Source organism: Limnohabitans sp. T6-20 (assembly GCF_003063505.1).
In the GTDB taxonomy this organism is placed as follows: Bacteria; Pseudomonadota; Gammaproteobacteria; order Burkholderiales; family Burkholderiaceae_C; genus Limnohabitans_A.
This window is the reverse complement of record NZ_NERW01000001.1, coordinates 790,845-806,934: the sequence shown is the minus strand read 5'-3', so window position 1 is coordinate 806,934 and position 16,090 is coordinate 790,845. Positions and strand designations below refer to the sequence as shown.

The 16,090-nt window shown below is 63.1% G+C and carries 14 protein-coding genes and 1 pseudogene; 4 read left to right on the top strand and 11 right to left on the bottom strand.

Going from position 1 to position 16,090, the window contains the following annotated elements; genetic code table 11:
* Nucleotides 1-8: 8 nt before the first annotated feature.
* The 5 genes and pseudogenes from B9Z33_RS03800 to B9Z33_RS03785 form a co-directional block, all read right to left on the bottom strand.
* Nucleotides 9-800: an enoyl-CoA hydratase/isomerase family protein gene (locus B9Z33_RS03800; protein WP_108285645.1), complete on the bottom strand. Its 792-nt coding sequence runs from the start codon at nucleotides 798-800 to the stop codon at nucleotides 9-11.
* An 11-nt stretch (nucleotides 801-811) separates the two neighbouring features.
* Complete coding sequence (locus B9Z33_RS03795; RefSeq protein WP_108285644.1) at nucleotides 812-1,897, bottom strand: CaiB/BaiF CoA-transferase family protein; 1,086 nt, start codon at nucleotides 1,895-1,897, stop codon at nucleotides 812-814.
* Between the two features lie 198 nt (nucleotides 1,898-2,095).
* Complete coding sequence (locus B9Z33_RS03790; RefSeq protein ID WP_108286143.1) at nucleotides 2,096-3,142, bottom strand: homocysteine S-methyltransferase family protein; 1,047 nt, start codon at nucleotides 3,140-3,142, stop codon at nucleotides 2,096-2,098.
* 408 nt (nucleotides 3,143-3,550) lie between these two features.
* A pseudogene (locus B9Z33_RS15685) lies at nucleotides 3,551-3,709 on the bottom strand (SAP domain-containing protein); the annotation flags it as partial.
* A gap of 64 nt (nucleotides 3,710-3,773) precedes the next feature.
* Nucleotides 3,774-4,145, bottom strand: coding sequence for a nuclear transport factor 2 family protein (locus B9Z33_RS03785; RefSeq protein WP_108285643.1), 372 nt, complete (start codon nucleotides 4,143-4,145; stop codon nucleotides 3,774-3,776).
* 122 nt (nucleotides 4,146-4,267) lie between these two features.
* Here B9Z33_RS03785 and B9Z33_RS03780 point away from each other — a divergent pair, with 122 nt between their 5' ends.
* Nucleotides 4,268-5,209 carry a LysR substrate-binding domain-containing protein gene (locus tag B9Z33_RS03780; protein ID WP_108285642.1) on the top strand — a complete coding sequence of 314 codons (942 nt, stop codon included), beginning with the start codon at nucleotides 4,268-4,270 and terminating at the stop codon, nucleotides 5,207-5,209.
* An 18-nt stretch (nucleotides 5,210-5,227) separates the two neighbouring features.
* Here B9Z33_RS03780 and queC read toward each other — a convergent pair whose 3' ends face one another.
* A complete protein-coding gene (queC, locus tag B9Z33_RS03775; protein WP_108285641.1) occupies nucleotides 5,228-5,947 on the bottom strand; it encodes a 7-cyano-7-deazaguanine synthase QueC in 720 nt (239 codons plus the stop codon).
* 157 nt (nucleotides 5,948-6,104) lie between these two features.
* Between queC and recQ the strand changes: the two genes are divergently transcribed.
* Nucleotides 6,105-8,000 carry a DNA helicase RecQ gene (recQ, locus tag B9Z33_RS03770; protein WP_108285640.1) on the top strand — a complete coding sequence of 632 codons (1,896 nt, stop codon included), beginning with the start codon at nucleotides 6,105-6,107 and terminating at the stop codon, nucleotides 7,998-8,000.
* A 106-nt stretch (nucleotides 8,001-8,106) separates the two neighbouring features.
* On the opposite strand, the gene hppD is transcribed toward recQ, so the two are convergent.
* The 4 genes from hppD to B9Z33_RS03750 form a co-directional block, all read right to left on the bottom strand.
* The gene (gene hppD, locus B9Z33_RS03765) at nucleotides 8,107-9,189 is read right to left on the bottom strand and encodes a 4-hydroxyphenylpyruvate dioxygenase (protein WP_108286142.1); all 1,083 of its coding nucleotides are present in this window, start codon (nucleotides 9,187-9,189) and stop codon (nucleotides 8,107-8,109) included.
* 255 nt (nucleotides 9,190-9,444) lie between these two features.
* Entirely contained in the window at nucleotides 9,445-10,425 is a 981-nt protein-coding gene (locus B9Z33_RS03760) for a tripartite tricarboxylate transporter substrate binding protein (RefSeq protein WP_108285639.1), read from the bottom strand.
* A 57-nt stretch (nucleotides 10,426-10,482) separates the two neighbouring features.
* Entirely contained in the window at nucleotides 10,483-11,682 is a 1,200-nt protein-coding gene (locus tag B9Z33_RS03755; RefSeq protein WP_108285638.1) for a CaiB/BaiF CoA-transferase family protein, read from the bottom strand.
* A complete protein-coding gene (locus tag B9Z33_RS03750; protein ID WP_108285637.1) occupies nucleotides 11,679-12,623 on the bottom strand; it encodes a hydroxymethylglutaryl-CoA lyase in 945 nt (314 codons plus the stop codon). Before B9Z33_RS03750 ends, B9Z33_RS03755 begins: the two co-directional genes overlap by 4 nt.
* A 99-nt stretch (nucleotides 12,624-12,722) precedes the next feature.
* Here B9Z33_RS03750 and B9Z33_RS03745 point away from each other — a divergent pair, with 99 nt between their 5' ends.
* The gene (locus tag B9Z33_RS03745; RefSeq protein ID WP_108285636.1) at nucleotides 12,723-13,634 is read left to right on the top strand and encodes a LysR family transcriptional regulator; all 912 of its coding nucleotides are present in this window, start codon (nucleotides 12,723-12,725) and stop codon (nucleotides 13,632-13,634) included.
* Nucleotides 13,631-15,733 (top strand): aconitase family protein, encoded by a 2,103-nt coding sequence (locus B9Z33_RS03740; RefSeq protein WP_108285635.1) that lies wholly within the window; start codon nucleotides 13,631-13,633, stop codon nucleotides 15,731-15,733. The genes B9Z33_RS03745 and B9Z33_RS03740 overlap by 4 nt, the downstream gene beginning before the upstream one ends.
* A 15-nt stretch (nucleotides 15,734-15,748) precedes the next feature.
* Here the strand turns inward: B9Z33_RS03740 and B9Z33_RS03735 are convergent, their stop codons facing one another.
* Nucleotides 15,749-16,009 carry a DUF3297 family protein gene (locus tag B9Z33_RS03735; protein ID WP_108285634.1) on the bottom strand — a complete coding sequence of 87 codons (261 nt, stop codon included), beginning with the start codon at nucleotides 16,007-16,009 and terminating at the stop codon, nucleotides 15,749-15,751.
* Nucleotides 16,010-16,090 lie beyond the last annotated feature (81 nt).

Sequence of the window (16,090 nt, the reverse complement as noted above, 5' to 3'; positions counted from 1 at the left end):
TCTTGTGTTCAATGGCCGGTGTAGTGCGGTGGACGTTTTTGCAAAAAAGCCTGCAAGCCTTCCTGAAAATCTTCGGTCTGGGTGCACAGGATTTGTTGTCGGTCTTCCATGGCCATGACAGCTTCCAGGCTGCCCATGTCCAGACTCAGGCCCAGCGCCTCTTTGCTCAAACGCAAACCCAGCGGTGTGGTCCGCAGCATGTCTTCGGCCAAGGCTTGCGCCTCTTGACGCAAATCGGGCAAGGGCGCCACCATGCTCACCAGGCCCAGCGCATGGGCACGCGCTGCGTCCATGAAACGCCCGGTCAGCAGGAACTGCGCCGCCACCGAACTGCCCACCATGCGTGGCAAGAAATAACTCACACCCATGTCGCAGCCGGTGAGGCCAATGCGCAAGAACGACGCATTCATGCGCGATTCGGGTGTGGCCAACCGAATGTCCGAGGCCAGCGCGAGCGCAAAACCACCTCCACTGGCTGCACCTTGCACGATGCTGATGATGGGCTGCGGGCAGCGCCGCATGGCCAGCATGATGTCGCGGATGCTGTACTGCACCGCCAACATGTCGCTGGCGCCGACATCCTTACCGGGCTGCTGCTCCTTGAGGTCCAAGCCCGCGCAAAAGCTGGCCCCAGCGCCCTGCAGGATGATCACACGGATATCGGTGCGCCGGTACAGGCTCTGAAAGCACTCACGCAGGGCCGTGGCCAAGGCTGGGTTCAAAGCGTTGAGCCGCTCGGGACGGTTCATGGTCAGGCGCAGAACGCCGCCACTTTCCTGGATGTCAAGGACGTCTTGCATGGTGAGGACTTTCAAATGGCTGTTTGCCAACGCGCGCGCACTGCGTCAGGGGTGGACACCGCACTGGCGTGCGGCGCATCGGCAGGCGTGCGGTCAAAGCGGGGCGCAGGCGCAGGCTGCAGGACACCTTGCAGATGCGTGAAGGTTTGTCGGGCGCGGTTGTGGGGGTGTTCTGGCGCTTCGTCCCAATCGAGCACAGGGGCAAAGCAGGCGTCGGTGCCTTCCAGCAAAGCGCACCACTCGTCGCGGGTGCGGGTGCGAAACACCTCGGCCAACCGCAGCTTCAGCACGGGCCAGGCCTGGCGGTCCATCTGCGCGTCGAACACCGGGTCGTTGGCGATGCCGCACTTCTCGCGCAGCAGGGCATAAAACTGCGGCTCGATGGCGCCCACGGCCACATGGCGGCCATCGGCGCAGGCATAGGTGTCGTAGAAGAAAGCGCCACCGTCGAGCATGTTGTCGCCCCGGTGGTTGCTCCACTGACCTGCCGCTTTGAAGCCGTACATCATGGACGACAGCAGGGCCGCGCCATCGGTCATGGCGGCATCGACCACCTGCCCCCGGCCCGATTGCCGGGTTTCATGCAGCGCAGCCAAAATGCCAACGGCCAGCAACATGGCCCCGCCACCAAAGTCGCCCACATAGTTGAGTGGGGGCACCGGGGCCTCGCCCTCGCGGCCAATCGCGTGCAGTGCCCCGCTGATGGCGATGTAGTTGATGTCGTGCCCGGCCGCATGCGCCAGCGGCCCGTGCTGACCCCAGCCAGTCATGCGCCCGTACACCAGCCGGGGCTGGCGGGCCAGGCAGACGTCTGGCCCCAAGCCCAGACGCTCCATCACGCCCGGGCGAAAACCTTCGATGAGCACATCGGCTTGGGCCACCAGGCTCAGCACCTCTTGCACGGCTTGTGGCTCGCGCAGGTCCAGGTTGAGCACCATGCGGCTGCGGGCCAGCACGTCCAGGGGGTCGGGTGCCACGCCCGGCCTGGCCACGCGCACCACATCGGCCCCCAGGTCGGCCAGCACCATGGCGCAAAACGGCCCTGGGCCGATTCCGGCCATCTCGATCACCTTCATGCCTGTCAGCGGTCCCGCCATGCATCCACCTCATGTGCGCCAGAGGGCGCGTTTTGAGGGTCATGGTGCCGCAGCGCCAGCGGCTGCACATCGTCTGTTCAGACGATGTCGTGCGCAGGCAGGTCGGTCAATGGTGTGCTGTGTGAGCCCGCCCCCGGGCGATGGCTTGGGTCCAGCAGTGGTCTTTCGCGGCGAGGGTGCCGCTCCCACAGGGTCAGTTCAGGCCGCTTCTTTGTAGAAGAACCCGCCATGCACGTTGCGCGGGGCCAGCGGGCCTACGGCCTTGCTGATCGCGCCGATGTGGTCGGGCGTGGTGCCGCAGCAGCCGCCCACGATGTTGACCAAGCCTTCGGCGGCAAATTCGTGGATGAGGCGACTGGTGACTTCGGGCGTTTCGTCAAAGCCGGTGTCGCTCATGGGGTTGGGCAGACCGGCGTTGGGGTAGCAGCTGATGAAGGTGTCAGCCGCAACTTTGTTGAGCTCTTGAATGTAAGGACGCATCAGCGTGGCCCCCAAGGCGCAGTTCAGGCCAATGGCCAAGGGCTGTGCGTGGCGCACGCTGTGCCAAAACGCGGTCACGGTCTGGCCGCTCAAGATGCGGCCCGAAGCGTCTGTCACCGTGCCGCTGATGATCAGGGGCAGGCGCTCGCCACTGGCTTCAAAGAATTCTTCGATGGCGAACAGCGCGGCCTTGGCATTGAGCGTGTCAAAAATCGTTTCGACCAACAGCACATCCGAGCCGCCTTCGACCAGGGCTTCGACCTGCGCGTAATAGGCGACGCGCAGCTCTTCAAAGGTCACATTACGGGCACCCGCGTCGTTCACATCGGGGCTGATGCTGGCGGTCTTGGGTGTGGGGCCCAAAGCGCCGACCACAAAGCGGGGCTTGTCGGGGGTGGAGAACTTGTCGCAGGCGGCGCGGGCCAATTTGGCGGACTGCAAGTTCATCTCGCGGGCCAGGTGCTGCATGTCGTAGTCGGCCTGGGCCACGGTGGTGGCGCCAAAGGTGTTGGTCTCGATCAGGTCGGCCCCGGCGGCCAGATAGCCTTCGTGGATGTCGCGGATCACATCGGGGCGGGTCAGGCTCAGCAGCTCGTTGTTGCCTTTGACGTCTTTGGGGAAGTCCTTGAAACGCTCACCCCGGTAATCGGCTTCGGTCAGCTTGAAGCGCTGGATCATGGTGCCCATGGCCCCGTCGAGGATGGCGATGCGGGTTTTCAGGATCTCGGGCAGCGCCTGGGCGCGGGTGTAGGTCAGGGATTTCATTCGGTGTCGGCAGAAAAAACAAGGGCTTGCGCGGTCTGGCGTTTGGCTTGCCAGGCTTGCAGCGCCTGGGCGCGGGTGGCCCCCCGGGTGCTGCGCAAAATAGTCGCGGATGTGCTGGTTGAACTGGAATTGTCGCTGAATCGGGGCTGGACCTTGCTCAAGGCTGCTTCGGTAAACGGCCAAAGCGTGTCCCAGCGTGCAGCCATCGGGGTTTTTGAACAGGTCGCGTAGGGCCTGATTGAACCGGAAAGCGGGGGAGGTGTGGGCCACAAAAAAGGCCCGCAAGTCTTCATTGAGCCGCCAGCCCGGGCCGATGACCGTGTCTGGCGTCAGGGTCTGCGGCATGGCGCTGCGCCGGGCTGAATAGCTGGCCGTGGAAGTGGTCGTGAGGCGCGTCGAAGATGGCTCGCCCGACAAATGCGCCAGCACCCGCCCACTCAGGTCTTCTTTGCTGCCCGCTGTGGGCAGGGCCTGAGCACCGCAAAAGGCCTGCAATTCTTTTTTGAGCCAGTACCAGGCCCTGAAATCTTCAGGCGACAGCGCGGAGGTCAGCAAGGGGCGGTTCATGCGCTGATTTTAAAGACGCCCAAAGCACAGCCCGACTGCCGCCAGAGCGCCTGCGGGCTTCGGGTCAGACCGCGCTGCCAACACGGGAAAAATGCTTGGCATAAATCATCCAGCGGCCTTCGTGGTGCATCAGATTCAGGTGGTCTTCCATGATGTTGTCAAACAGGCGCAGCCGCACTTTGACCAGCGCCATGGTGGGCGACAGCACATCCAGCAGCAGGACTTGTTCATCGCGCGGGTAGCCCCCCGATGCGGGCGACTGGCGGCCCTGCACCATCTCGCGGTAGACCGCATAAGGGCGCACGACCAACTGGCCGTCTTGCTGCGAATACAGCACGCAGTCTTTGTGAAACACCCGGTCAAACAGGGCCATGTCCTGGGTTTGCAGGACGTCAAAATAGTCGGCCAAAAAGGCGCGCAGATCGTCGATGAGCATGAAAGGTTCCTTGATAAACTTTGAAAGCGCTGTGCCCGAGAAGGCCCAACGCTGTTCAGTCTAGGCAGTGCCATGCGCTGCTTGGCTTCATTTTTTTCGAGCACTCAGCGAATTCCATTGACATGACCGGCCGCGCCCCGCCCCTGCCCGCTTTGCGCGCCTTTGCCGCCTGGGTGCGGCTGGGCTCGGTGAATGCTGCGGCCGAAGAACTCAAACTCACGCCCGGCGCGGTCAGTCACCAGATCCGGGCGCTGGAAGAATTTTTGAAGGCCCCGCTGATCGAGCGCAACGGCCGCCGCTGGACGCTGACCGATACCGGCCGCATTTACGGCTACCAGGTGCGCCAAGCGCTGCAAGACATCGTGGACGTGACCGAGCGCGTGCGCAGCCACCGACCGATTCAGCAAACTCAGGACCTGCGTGTGGCGGTGTTGCCCTCCTTTGCCAACGGCTGGTTGTTGCCCCGACTGGCAGACTTCACCCGCTGGCACCCGCATGTGCGGCTGCAATTGCATGGCTCCATGGACTATGTCGATTTGAACGAGGGCCAGGTGGACTGCGCCATCCGCTTTGGCCATGGCCGCTGGCCAGAGGTCGAGGTGCGGCCCCTGATGGGCGACAGCCTGGTGCTGCTGGGCGCGCCATCGCTGCTGGGGCCCGAGCCCCCGCAAACCCTGCAACAGCTGCTGCAACTGCCTTTGCTGCACGCCAGCGAAAACTGGGCCAGCTGGCTGGCCGACCTGTCTGAGGCCCACAGCGGGGTGCAGCGGCCACCCGCGCAGATGACCTTCACCGATTCGACGCACCTGCTCGAAGCTGCGCGTCAGGGCCTGGGGGTGGCGCTCAGCCGCCGATCAATCGCTGACAACCTGTTGCAGCGCCACGAACTGGTGCCCGCCCATGCGCACGAATGTGCGCATGCCTCGGCCTATTACCTGCTGCTGCCCCCGGGCAGCGCCAAACACCCCGCACGCGAGGCCTTTGCCGACTGGTTGCAAGGCGCATGCGCACGTTTTGCGCAACGGCATGCACTGGGCACGGGGAACACAAACACAGGCCGATGAGGCCTGTGTGCCCAGCCTTCAGGCCTGAACGTAACGCGCAAACCCCGCCGCCCTGAGCTGGCACGCCGGGCACTGTCCGCAACCATAACCCCAGTCGTGCCGCTGGGTGCGCTCGCCCAAGTAGCAGGTGTGGGTGTGCTCCACGATCAAATCCACCAAGGCCTGCCCGCCTTGTGCCGGATCGGCCTTTTGGCCCAGATCGTGCGCCAGTTGCCAGGTCTGCGCCTTGTCGATCCACATGAGCGGGGTTTCGATCAACAGCTTGCGGTCCATGCCCAGCGACAAGGCGACCTGCATGGCCTTCATGGTGTCGTCGCGGCAGTCGGGGTAGCCCGAAAAATCGGTCTCGCACACGCCGGTGACGATGACTTGCAAGCCCCGGCGGTAGGCCAAAGCAGCGGCGAGCGTCAGGAACAGCAGGTTGCGCCCGGGCACAAAGGTGTTGGGCAGGCCCGAACTTTCCATCTCGATGGCGGTGTCGCGGGTCAGGGACGTTTCGCTGATTTGGCCCAGGATGCCAGCGTCCAGGAAATGGTCCTCGCCCATCTTGGGGGCCCATTGCGGAAAGCGCGCCTTGATCGCAGCCAGCACGTTCAACCGGGCGTCCAGCTCGACTTTGTGGCGCTGGCCATAGTCAAAAGCCAGGGTTTCGACGCGCTGGTACTTGGACAAAGCTTGGGCCAGGCAGGTGGTGGAGTCTTGGCCACCAGAAAACAGGACGAGGGCAGAGGTGTGCATGGGATGAATTGTCGTGCATGCGCGTGAGGCTTTCCATGTGGGAGGCCGCCCCTGCGGCCGAATGCATGCTGCGCCAAAGCAAGCATTCGCGAGCAGGGGCTCGCTCCCACATAGAGGAGGCACAATATCGGCTGTTTTGCCCTCACCCACCCCACTTTTGTCCCCCCACCTCCCCATCCTGCGCGAAGTTTTTGGCTACGACGCCTTTCGCGGCCCGCAGCAAGCCATCATTGACCATGTGGCGGCCGGGGGCGATGCGCTGGTGCTCATGCCCACGGGCGGGGGCAAGTCGCTGTGTTACCAGATCCCGGCCATTGCGCGCCAGCGTGCGGGCCACGGCATCACGGTGGTGGTCTCGCCGCTGATTGCGCTGATGCACGACCAGGTGGGCGCGCTGCATGAAGCGGGTGTGAGCGCCGCGTTTCTCAACTCAACCCTGACCAGCGAAGAAGCCAGCGACATCGAGCGCCGCTTGCTGCGCGGCGAGATCACCCTGCTGTACGCCGCCCCTGAGCGCGTGACCAATGGGCGATTTTTGGCCCAGATGGATTCGCTGCTCGAACGCGGGCTGCTGAGCCTGTTTGCCATCGACGAAGCACATTGCGTGAGCCAGTGGGGGCACGACTTCAGACCCGAATACCGGGGCCTCACGGTCCTGCATGAGCGCTACCCCAGCGTGCCGCGTGTGGCGCTCACCGCCACGGCCGATGCGCTGACGCGCGCCGACATCGTCGAGCGGCTGCAACTGGAAAGCGCCGAGCTGTTCATCAGCAGCTTTGACCGGCCCAACATCCGCTACACCATCGTCGAGAAAAAAGACGCCAGCACCCAACTGCTGCGCTTCATCGAGCGCGAGCACCCCGAAGAAGCGGGCGTGGTCTATTGCCAGTCACGCAAACGGGTGGAAGAGATCGCAGCCATGTTAGTCGAATCGGGCATCCATGCTTTGCCTTACCACGCGGGTCTGGACGCGGGCATGCGCCAACGCCACCAGAACGAATTCCTGCGCGAAGACGGCGTGGTGATGGTGGCCACCGTGGCTTTTGGCATGGGCATCGACAAACCCGATGTGCGCTTTGTGGCGCACCTGGACATGCCCAAAAACATCGAAGGCTATTACCAGGAGACCGGCCGCGCCGGGCGCGATGGCCTGGCGTCGGACGCGTGGATGGCCTATGGCCTGCAAGACGTGGTGAACCAGCGCCGCATGATCGACGAAAGCCCAGCGGGCGAAGAGTTCAAGCAAGTCATGCGCGGCAAACTCGATGCGCTGCTGGGTTTGGCCGAAGCGACCGACTGCCGACGCGTGCGGCTGCTCAGCTATTTTGGCGAGAGCTACAAAGGGCAATCCGAAAGCACGAAAGGCGAAAGCACGCAAGGCGTGTACATGCCGTTTTGCGGCAACTGCGACAACTGCCTGAACCCGCCCGAGGTGTGGGACGGCACCGACGCGGCGCGCAAGCTGCTGTCCACCGTGTACCGCACACAGCAAAGCAGTGGTCACAACTTTGGTGCGGGCCACACCATGGACATTGTGCGCGGCAAAAAGACCGAGAAAGTGGTGCAACGCGGCCACGAGAGCATCAGCACTTTTGGGCTGGGCGCGGACTACAGCGAACAACAACTGCGCGCCGTGATGCGCCAGCTGATCGCCATTGGCGCGCTGCATGTGCACACCGAAGACGGCTTCAGCACCTTGCACCTGACCGAAGCCTCACGCGCCGTGCTCAAGGGCGATGTGCCGGTGCAGCTGCGCGAGAGCACCAGCCAACGCAGCGACAAGAAAAGTCGCTCACGCAGCGCGCCCAGCCCGGCAGCGGCCAATCTGGACCAGGACGCGATGGTGCGCTACATCAACCTCAAGGCGTGGCGCGCCGAAGTGGCCAAAGAACACAACCTGCCCGCTTACGTCATCTTCCACGACGCGACCCTGGCCGCGATTGCCGAAAGCGCCCCACAAAGCCTGAGCGACCTGCAAGGCATCAGCGGGCTGGGTGTGAAAAAGCTCGAGGCTTATGGTGAGCAGGTGCTGAAAGTTTGCAACGGCAGCTGACCGCTTGCCTTCTGGGAGCGAGCCCCTGCTCAGGAATGGCGGTCAAGCCACTGCACGCATTCGGCCGCAGGGGCGGCCTCCCACAAATTCACAGCAGAAATACTGATCAGGCTGCGTCTACCTGAATCGCCCCACGCCGAATCTGGTCGCGCTCGAGCGATTCAAACAGTGCCTTGAAGTTGCCCTCGCCAAAGCCTTCGTCGGCCTTGCGCTGGATGAACTCGAAGAACACCGGGCCCAGCAACGTCTGGCTGAAGATTTGCAACAGCAGACGTTTCTCGCCGTTGGCGGTGGAGCCGTCCATCAAGATGCCGCGCGCCTGCAATTCAGGCACGGGCTCGCCGTGGCCTTTCAGGCGTTCTTCGAGCATCTCGTAATAAATGTCGTTGGGTGCGGTCATGAGCGAGATGCCCGCCATCTGCAGCGCGTCCACGCTTTTCAAAATGTCGTCGGTCAGCAGCGCAATGTGCTGGATGCCTTCACCGTTGAACTGCATCAAAAATTCTTCGATCTGGCCGCCGGTTTTGCCCGACTCTTCGTTGAGCGGGATGCGGATCATGCCATCGGGTGCAGTCATGGCGCGGCTGGTGAGGCCCGTGTGCGTGCCCTTGATGTCGAAGTAACGGATCTCGCGGAAGTTGAAAATCTTCTCGTAGAAACCACTCCAGAAGGCCATGCGGCCTTTGTAAACGTTGTGCGTGAGGTGGTCGATGATCTTGAAGCCGTGGCCGGGCGGGTGGCGGTCCACACCGTCGATGAATTCAAAGTCGATGTCGTAGATGCTTTTGCCGTCTTCAAAACGGTCAATCAAATACAACGGTGCACCACCGATGCCCTTGATGGCGGGCAAGCGCAGCTCCATCGGACCGGTCGGAATCTCCACCGGTTGCGCGCCCATCTCCAATGCACGTTCATAGGCCTTGTGCGAGTCCTTCACCCGAAATGCCAACGCGCAAGCGCAAGGGCCGTGCTCGGCGGCAAAGTAACCGGCCAGGCTTTTGGGCTCGCGGTTGACGATGAAGTTGATGTCGCCCTGGCGGTAAAGCACCACGTCTTTGGAACGGTGCTTGGCCACCAGCGTAAAACCCATTTTTTCAAACAGAGGCTCCAGGGTGTTGGCGATAGGGGAAGCAAACTCGACGAACTCGAAGCCGCACAGGCCCATGGGGTTGTCAAACAAATCGGTCATGAAAATCTCCAGCAGTGAACGGGGCCACGCTGCAAAGTGAGCGAAGCCCGAATCGAAATCGGTCAAACGAAAAGGGATCTTTGTAGGTCGGGGCTGAAGCCTCCGACCTACAAGAGAGTCACAAAGCCTGCGGCGGTGCGCAGGGCTTGCCCCGCGTGCTGCGCGCGAGGTGGATACCGAAAATCAAAACCTGGATGGACATGGGGGCTGATGGTCGTCGCTTGCGCTGCGTGTGTCAAGCGACAACCGCAAGCCTCATTGCGGCTCGATGCCGGCTTTTTTGACCAGCGCGGCGTAGCGCGCCAACTCGCTGCGGAAGGCTTTTTGGGCCTGCTCGGTGCTGCTGACGCTGATGGTGTTGCCTTGCTTGGCCATGGTTTCCTTCACGGTCGCATCGTTGAATGCGGCGGCCACGGCGTCGTGCACCTTCTTGACTTGCGCAGCAGACATGCCTTTGGGGCCGATCACCGCGAACCAGGCTTCCATGTTGTAGCCCGTCAAGCCTTGCTCAATGAAGGTGGGAATGTCGGGGGCTGCTTGCGTGCGCTTGTCGGCACACATGCCAATGGCGCGCAGTGCGCCGGACTTGATGTGCTGCGCCACGCTGGGCAAGGCCACCACGCCGAAGTCAATTTGGCCACCCAGCAAATCCGTCACCATGGGGCCCACGCCTTTGTAGGGGATGTGGCGCGCTTTGGCGTTGGCTTCATCGAGGAACATCTCACCTGCCAGATGCAAGATCGTGCCGTTGCCGCCGGAGCCGAAGTTGTAGCCATCGGGCTTGGCTTTGAGTGCCGCAATGAATTCACGGCTGTTGGTGGCGGTCACTTTTTGCGGGTTGACGACCAGCACCATGGGGGTGCTGCCCACCACGGCGACCGGCGTGAAGTCGCCGGGCATGTCGAAAGGCAAATTTTTGATGACACTGGGGAAGATCACCACGTTGTTGGACACCACCGACAGGGTGAAGCCATCGGGCGGGTTCTTGGCCAGGGCCTGCAAACCGATCACACCACTGGCACCGGACTGGTTTTCGACCACCACGTTGGTGCCCAAGGCTTTGCCCAGGGCCGGGGCGGCAGCGCGCGTGATCGCGTCCACACCCGAGCCTGTGGCGTTGGGCAGGATGAACTTGACAGGGCGGTCCGCTTGCGCGAACGACAGGCCGGGCAAAGCGACTGCGGCAGCCGAGGTCAAAGCGGCCAAGGCGGCGCGGCGTGTGATGTGGTTTTTCATGGTTTGTCTCTTTCTTTTCAGATGGATGCGTAATTTACAGCACGGGGTTGCGCTGACTCAGGCCACCGCCTTGAGTGAGCGCAGGCGTGCTATCTCTGCTTCGCTCAGCCCCAGGCCTTGCAACAATTCGTCGGTATTTTCACCTTGTTTGGGTGGCTGGTGCCGCACGCCCAGGCGCTGCCCATCCATGGTGAAGGGGAACAGCGCCGCGCGGGCGGTCTGACCGGCTTTGGGGCCATCGGTCAGGCGCACATCGGCCAAGGCCCCGGTCGCGTTCAGGTGTGGATCGTCAAACAGCTCTTCGGGTTTGACGATGGGCGCAAAGGGCAGCCCGGCTTTCTCAAAAATGGCGGTCAGCTCGGCGGCGGTGAAGGCCTCCAAGCGGCGGCGCAATTCGGGCAACAGTTCGTCACGCAAAGACACGCGGGCGTTGTTGTCCACATAGCGCGGATCGGCCTTGAGGTCGGCAAAGCCCAGCACATCGCAGAAGGTGGCCCATTGCGCGTCGCTCACCGCTGCCAAGAAAATCTGCTCGCCGTTCTTGACGGTGAACACGTCGTACACCGCCCAAGCCGAGATGCGGTTGGGCATGGGCTCGGCCGCCTTGCCCGTGATGGCGTACTGCAGCATGTGCTGGCCCACCAGGAAGACGTTATTTTCGAACAGCGCCGACTGGATCTCTTGCCCGCGCCCAGTGATGCCGCGCTGGATGAGTGCGCCCAGCACGCCAATCGCGCCAAACATGCCGCCCATGATGTCGTTCACGCTGGTGCCTGCGCGCAGCGGGTCACCAGGACGCCCGGTCATGTAGGCCAAGCCCCCCATCATCTGCACCACTTCGTCGAGCGCGGTGCGGTGGTCGTACGGGCCGGGCAAAAAGCCTTTGAGGCTGGCGTAAATCAGCCTGGGGTTGGTGGCCGACAAGCTGGCGTAGTCCAAGCCGTACTTGACCATGGAGCCGGGCTTGAAGTTCTCGGCCACCACATCGGCCGTAGCGCACAGGCGGCGCGCCATCTCAGCACCCTCGGGGCTTTGCAGGTTGATCTTGATGCTCTTCTTGTTGCGGTTGAACATCGGGAAAAAGCCCGCACCCGAGCCCAGCAGGTGACGCGTGCGATCGCCCTCGATGGGTTCAACCTTGATGACTTCGGCCCCCATGTCGGCCAGCACCATGCCGCAGGTGGGGCCCATGACCATGTGGGTGAACTCGACGACGCGCAGGCCTTCGAGCGGGAGTTTCTTGTCGGAATTGTTCATGCGATCACTTCTGCGGTGCGCAGGATTTTGGGCAAACCCGCCTGCGCGATCGAACCATGCAGGCATTCGCCTGCGAGCCACTGCGCCACCTGGGCGCGCAAAGCCATGAGCTTACCGAAATCGATGCCGGTCTCCATGCCCATGCTGGCCATCAGATAGGCCACATCTTCGGTGGCCACATTGCCACTGGCCCCGGGCGCATGCGGGCAGCCGCCAATGCCCGCCAGGCAAGCGTCAAAACGGGTCTCGCCCGCTTGCAGCGCGGCCATGACGTTGGCCATGCCCAAACCGCGTGTGTCGTGAAAGTGGCCGCAGCCCAGCTGCTCACCCGCCACCTCACGCGCTTTGGCAAACAGCTCGCCCACCTGACGCGGATCGGCGTAGCCCACCGTGTCGGCCAAACCGACGCGGTCCACGCCCAGCGCCAAAACAGCGTTCAAAAGGCGCAACACTTCACCCTCCTCGACCCGGCCTTGAATCGTGCAACCGAACGCGGTGCTCATACCGACTTCGATGCGGATGGCGGAACCCCGTGACCGACGGGCCTCCACGATGGCCGCGATCTCGGCCACCACGTCGTCGGGCGCTTTGCGCAGGTTGGCCAGGCTGTGCGCATGGCTGGCCGACAGGGGCAGCAGCATCCAGTCGGCGCCGCTGTCCATGGCGCGCTCAGCCCCCTTGAGGTTGGGCACCAGCACCGACACGACGAGCCCCGGCAGGGTTTTGGCAAAGGCCACCAGCTCGGCCGTATCGGCCAACTGCGGCAGGAGTTTGGGCGGCACAAAGGAGCCGACTTCGATCTCGCGGATGCCTGCGTCGTAAGCGCCCTGAATCCACTGCAGCTTTTGCGCCGTGGGCAAGGTGCGGGCGATGCTTTGCAGCCCGTCGCGCAGGCCCACTTCGCGGATGGTCACGCGCTCGGGCCAATGAAATGTGCTCATGTCCAATGTCCTTGGTGGAAAGTGCAGCGAGTTTAATGTTTCCAATCGATCATAAAATTCAATTTTGGAAGCCTATTTGTTCCACATGGGAATAACTTAATGCGTGACCTCGACCTGACTTCGCTGCGCCTGTTTGTGACCGTCTGCGACACGGGCAACATGAGCCGCGCCGCCGAAAAGGCCAATATGGTGGCCTCTGCCGTGAGCAAACGGCTGGCCCAGCTGGAGGCCACGGTGGGCGCGAGCCTGCTGACCCGGCGCAAGCACGGCGTGGTGCCCACCCCTGCGGGCGAAACCTTGCTGGAGCACGCCCGCAGCATGCTGCTGAGCGCCAGCCGCATCGAGCGCGACATGGCCAGCCACGCGGCCGGTATCCAGGGCCGGGTGAATCTGCTGGCCACCGCCTCGGTCATGGCTGAATCGCTGGCCGACGAGATCGCGGGTTTTCTCAAAATGCCCGAGCACCAGAACATCCAGATCGATCTGGAAGAGCGAATCAGCCCCGAGGTGGTGCGCGGCATACGCGAAGGTGTGGCGTCCATCGGCATCTGCTGGGATGCGGCCGAAACCGGCTTGCTGCACACCCGCACCTACCGCCACGACCACCTGAGCGTGGCCGTGCCCAAAGGCCACCCCTTGTGCGGCCTCGCCGCCGTGCGTTATGCCGACACGCTGGATTTTGAGCATGTGATCATGCCGGTCAACTCGGCGGTGGAGGTGATGCTGCAACGCGAAGCGGGCTTGCTGGGCAAGCGCTTGCAGCACCGCGTGATCGTCACCAACTTTGAGGCCGCGCTGCGCGTGGTGCGGGCGGGCCTGGCGATTGCGCTGGTGCCGCGTGAAGTGACCGGCCTGTATGCCGAGGCTTATGGCCTGGAGGTGCTGCCGCTGCAAGAACCTTGGTCCAAGCGCCGTTTTGTCCTTTGCCACCGAGGAGAAGAAGTCCTCACGCCCGCGGCCTTGAAGCTGCTTGAATTCCTCTCGGCCGCGCACGCGCCAACCCCGCCATGAACCCCACCCACTGGAACGTCCTGTACCTCAGCCAGGACCCGAACCTGATCCGCCGCCAGCTGGCGGGCGAGACCCTGACCCGCGAACAAGCCGGACCGCTGCGCGACGATGTCTCAACCGACGAGATCACGCCGGTGCACATCCTGAGCCATTACGACGACCGCCTGGGCGACTTTGCCCACACCGGGCTGCGCTGCGGCAGCGACAACCCCATCGGGCACAAGACGCTGAGGCAAGCAGGGTTTCAGGTCCTGGTGGCCGGGCGCCGCTATGGCAAAGGGTCGTCGCGTGAGCACAGCCCCACCGCCGAAAAGCTGGCGGGCGTGCAGCTGGTCATTGCCGAGAGTTTTGAGCGCATTTACCGCCAGAACGCCGACAACATTGGCTTGTTCACCTCGACCGACTTGGACTTGCTGGACCGCATCGCACGCGGAGAAGCCCTCACGCTGGCCGATCTGGTGCAGGGGCGCGAAGCACTGGCGGCCTCGGTGCTGAGCGCAGGAGGGTTGTTGCGCTGGGGACAACGGTTTTTGGCGGGCGTGGATTCGGCCGCAGGGGCGACCTCCTACAAGGAACCGCTACAGCCTTGTGGGAGCGAGCCCCTGCTCGCGAATGCCAGCCACAGCCACAACACAGATTCGGCCGCAGGGGCGGCCTCCTACAAGGAACCGCTGCAACCTTGTGGGAGCGAGCCCCTGCTCGCGAATGCTGGCCCCCAAACCCTGTTTGAAAAAATCCTCTCGCGCCATCGCCTGACTGCGCCCCACACCCCCGTGCAGCCGCAACCCGGCGACGGGCTGTTCGTGCGGGCCGACTGGCGCTTCATCCACGAGTACTACACCGGCATGGCCGACACGCTGCTGCGCGGGGCACTGGACGAGCACTTCACACTGCAACGCCCTGAGCAGATTGTGGTGTTTGAAGACCACACGTCTTACGTCGATGAAAGCCCCGCCCATGTGCGCGGTGGCCTGATCGCCAACATGCACGCCATGAGCCGGGCGCAGCGCGACTTTGCCGTGCACCATGGCCTGCGCATGCACCGCACCCTGACCGATGCCGAAGTGCTGCAAGATGACGGCCGCAACGTGGCCGGCATCTCGCACGCCATGATGGCCGAGCACTACGCACTGCCCGGCCAGGTGGTGGTAGGCACCGATTCACACACGCCACACAGCGGTGCTTTGGGTTGCGTGGCCTTTGGCGTGGGCACCACCGACATGGCCAACGCCTTTGTGACCGGCGCGGTGCGCGTGACGCTGCCCGAATGCGTACGCGTTGAGCTGCAAGGCCAAATGCCTGCGGGGGTGACCGCCAAAGACCTGATGCTGCACCTGCTGGCCACACCTTTCATCCGCAGCGGCAACGGGGTGGGCAAAGTGTTCGAGTTCGCGGGCGAGGGCATCGCCCACCTGAGCACCGACGAACGCGCCACGCTCACCAACATGTGCGCCGAGCTGGGCGGGCTCACCGGCATCGTGGCACCTGACGCCGAGACGGTGCGCTTTTTGAAAGAGCGCCGGGGCGTGGACTTCTTGCTGGAAGACTGGATGCACAGCGATGAGGGTGCGCACTGCGCCCATCACATGGCCGTCGATCTGAACACCCTTTGCCCCATGGTGGCGCGGCCCGGTGACCCAGGTCAGGGCCTGGCGCTGTCCGACTTGCACGAGCGCGTGCGCATCGACATCGCCTACGGCGGTTCGTGCACGGCGGGCAAGCGCGAAGACTTTGATCACTACCACGCGGTGCTGGCCTGGGGCCTCGCGCAGGGCATCAAGGTGCCCGAAGGTGTGCAGGTGTTTTTGCAATACGGCACCACCGCCGTGCGCGATTACTGCACAGCCAAGGGCTACGACAAGACCTTCGCAGCCATGGGCGTCCGGATTTTGCAACCCTCGTGCGGGGCTTGCGCCAACTGCGGGCCGGGTTCATCCACCGATGCAGCGCAGGTCACGGTGAGCGCCATCAACCGCAATTTTCCGGGGCGCTCCGGCCCGGGCCAGGTCTGGCTGGCCAGCCCGCCCACGGTGATGGCCAGCGCGCTGGCGGGGGAGTTGATCTCGTTTGAGGATTTGCAGCGGCGCGTCAGCGGTTGAGCACAACCGCCAGTCTCAGCGGTAAAACGCTTCGACTTTGCCTTTGAGCTTGATCAGCAAGGGCTGGCCTTTGCGGTCCAGCGTCTTGCCAGCGGGGACTTTGACCCAGCCTTCGCTGATGCAGTATTCCTCCACATCATTGCGCTCTTTGCCATTGAAGCGGACGCCGATGTCATGCTCAAACACAGCGCGCACATGGTGCGGGCTGCGCGCATCGATGGACAAATGATCGGGCAGTTCGGGACGGGGAGTGGCAACAGCGTTGGTATCGGTCATGGGCGTAGATTTTAAAACCTACTGAATCTATACCAAAACAAGGTCATATTCCCAATTTCTGGCTTCTGCAGTCCATGCACC

Excerpts from the sequence above, each read along its gene's own strand:
- B9Z33_RS03740 (WP_108285635.1), top strand. The coding sequence starts at position 13,631 with ATGAACCCCACCCACTGGAACGTCCTGTACCTCAGCCAGGACCCGAAC.
- B9Z33_RS03780 (WP_108285642.1), top strand. The coding sequence starts at position 4,268 with ATGACCGGCCGCGCCCCGCCCCTGCCCGCTTTGCGCGCCTTTGCCGCC.
- B9Z33_RS03760 (WP_108285639.1), bottom strand. The coding sequence starts at position 10,425 with ATGAAAAACCACATCACACGCCGCGCCGCCTTGGCCGCTTTGACCTCG.
- B9Z33_RS03735 (WP_108285634.1), bottom strand. The coding sequence starts at position 16,009 with ATGACCGATACCAACGCTGTTGCCACTCCCCGTCCCGAACTGCCCGAT.
- queC (WP_108285641.1), bottom strand. The coding sequence starts at position 5,947 with ATGCACACCTCTGCCCTCGTCCTGTTTTCTGGTGGCCAAGACTCCACC.
- B9Z33_RS03755 (WP_108285638.1), bottom strand. The coding sequence starts at position 11,682 with ATGAACAATTCCGACAAGAAACTCCCGCTCGAAGGCCTGCGCGTCGTC.
- hppD (WP_108286142.1), bottom strand. The coding sequence starts at position 9,189 with ATGACCGATTTGTTTGACAACCCCATGGGCCTGTGCGGCTTCGAGTTC.
- B9Z33_RS03800 (WP_108285645.1), bottom strand. The coding sequence starts at position 800 with ATGCAAGACGTCCTTGACATCCAGGAAAGTGGCGGCGTTCTGCGCCTG.
- B9Z33_RS03750 (WP_108285637.1), bottom strand. The coding sequence starts at position 12,623 with ATGAGCACATTTCATTGGCCCGAGCGCGTGACCATCCGCGAAGTGGGC.
- B9Z33_RS03795 (WP_108285644.1), bottom strand. The coding sequence starts at position 1,897 with ATGGCGGGACCGCTGACAGGCATGAAGGTGATCGAGATGGCCGGAATC.
- B9Z33_RS03785 (WP_108285643.1), bottom strand. The coding sequence starts at position 4,145 with ATGCTCATCGACGATCTGCGCGCCTTTTTGGCCGACTATTTTGACGTC.
- B9Z33_RS03745 (WP_108285636.1), top strand. The coding sequence starts at position 12,723 with ATGCGTGACCTCGACCTGACTTCGCTGCGCCTGTTTGTGACCGTCTGC.
- B9Z33_RS03790 (WP_108286143.1), bottom strand. The coding sequence starts at position 3,142 with ATGAAATCCCTGACCTACACCCGCGCCCAGGCGCTGCCCGAGATCCTG.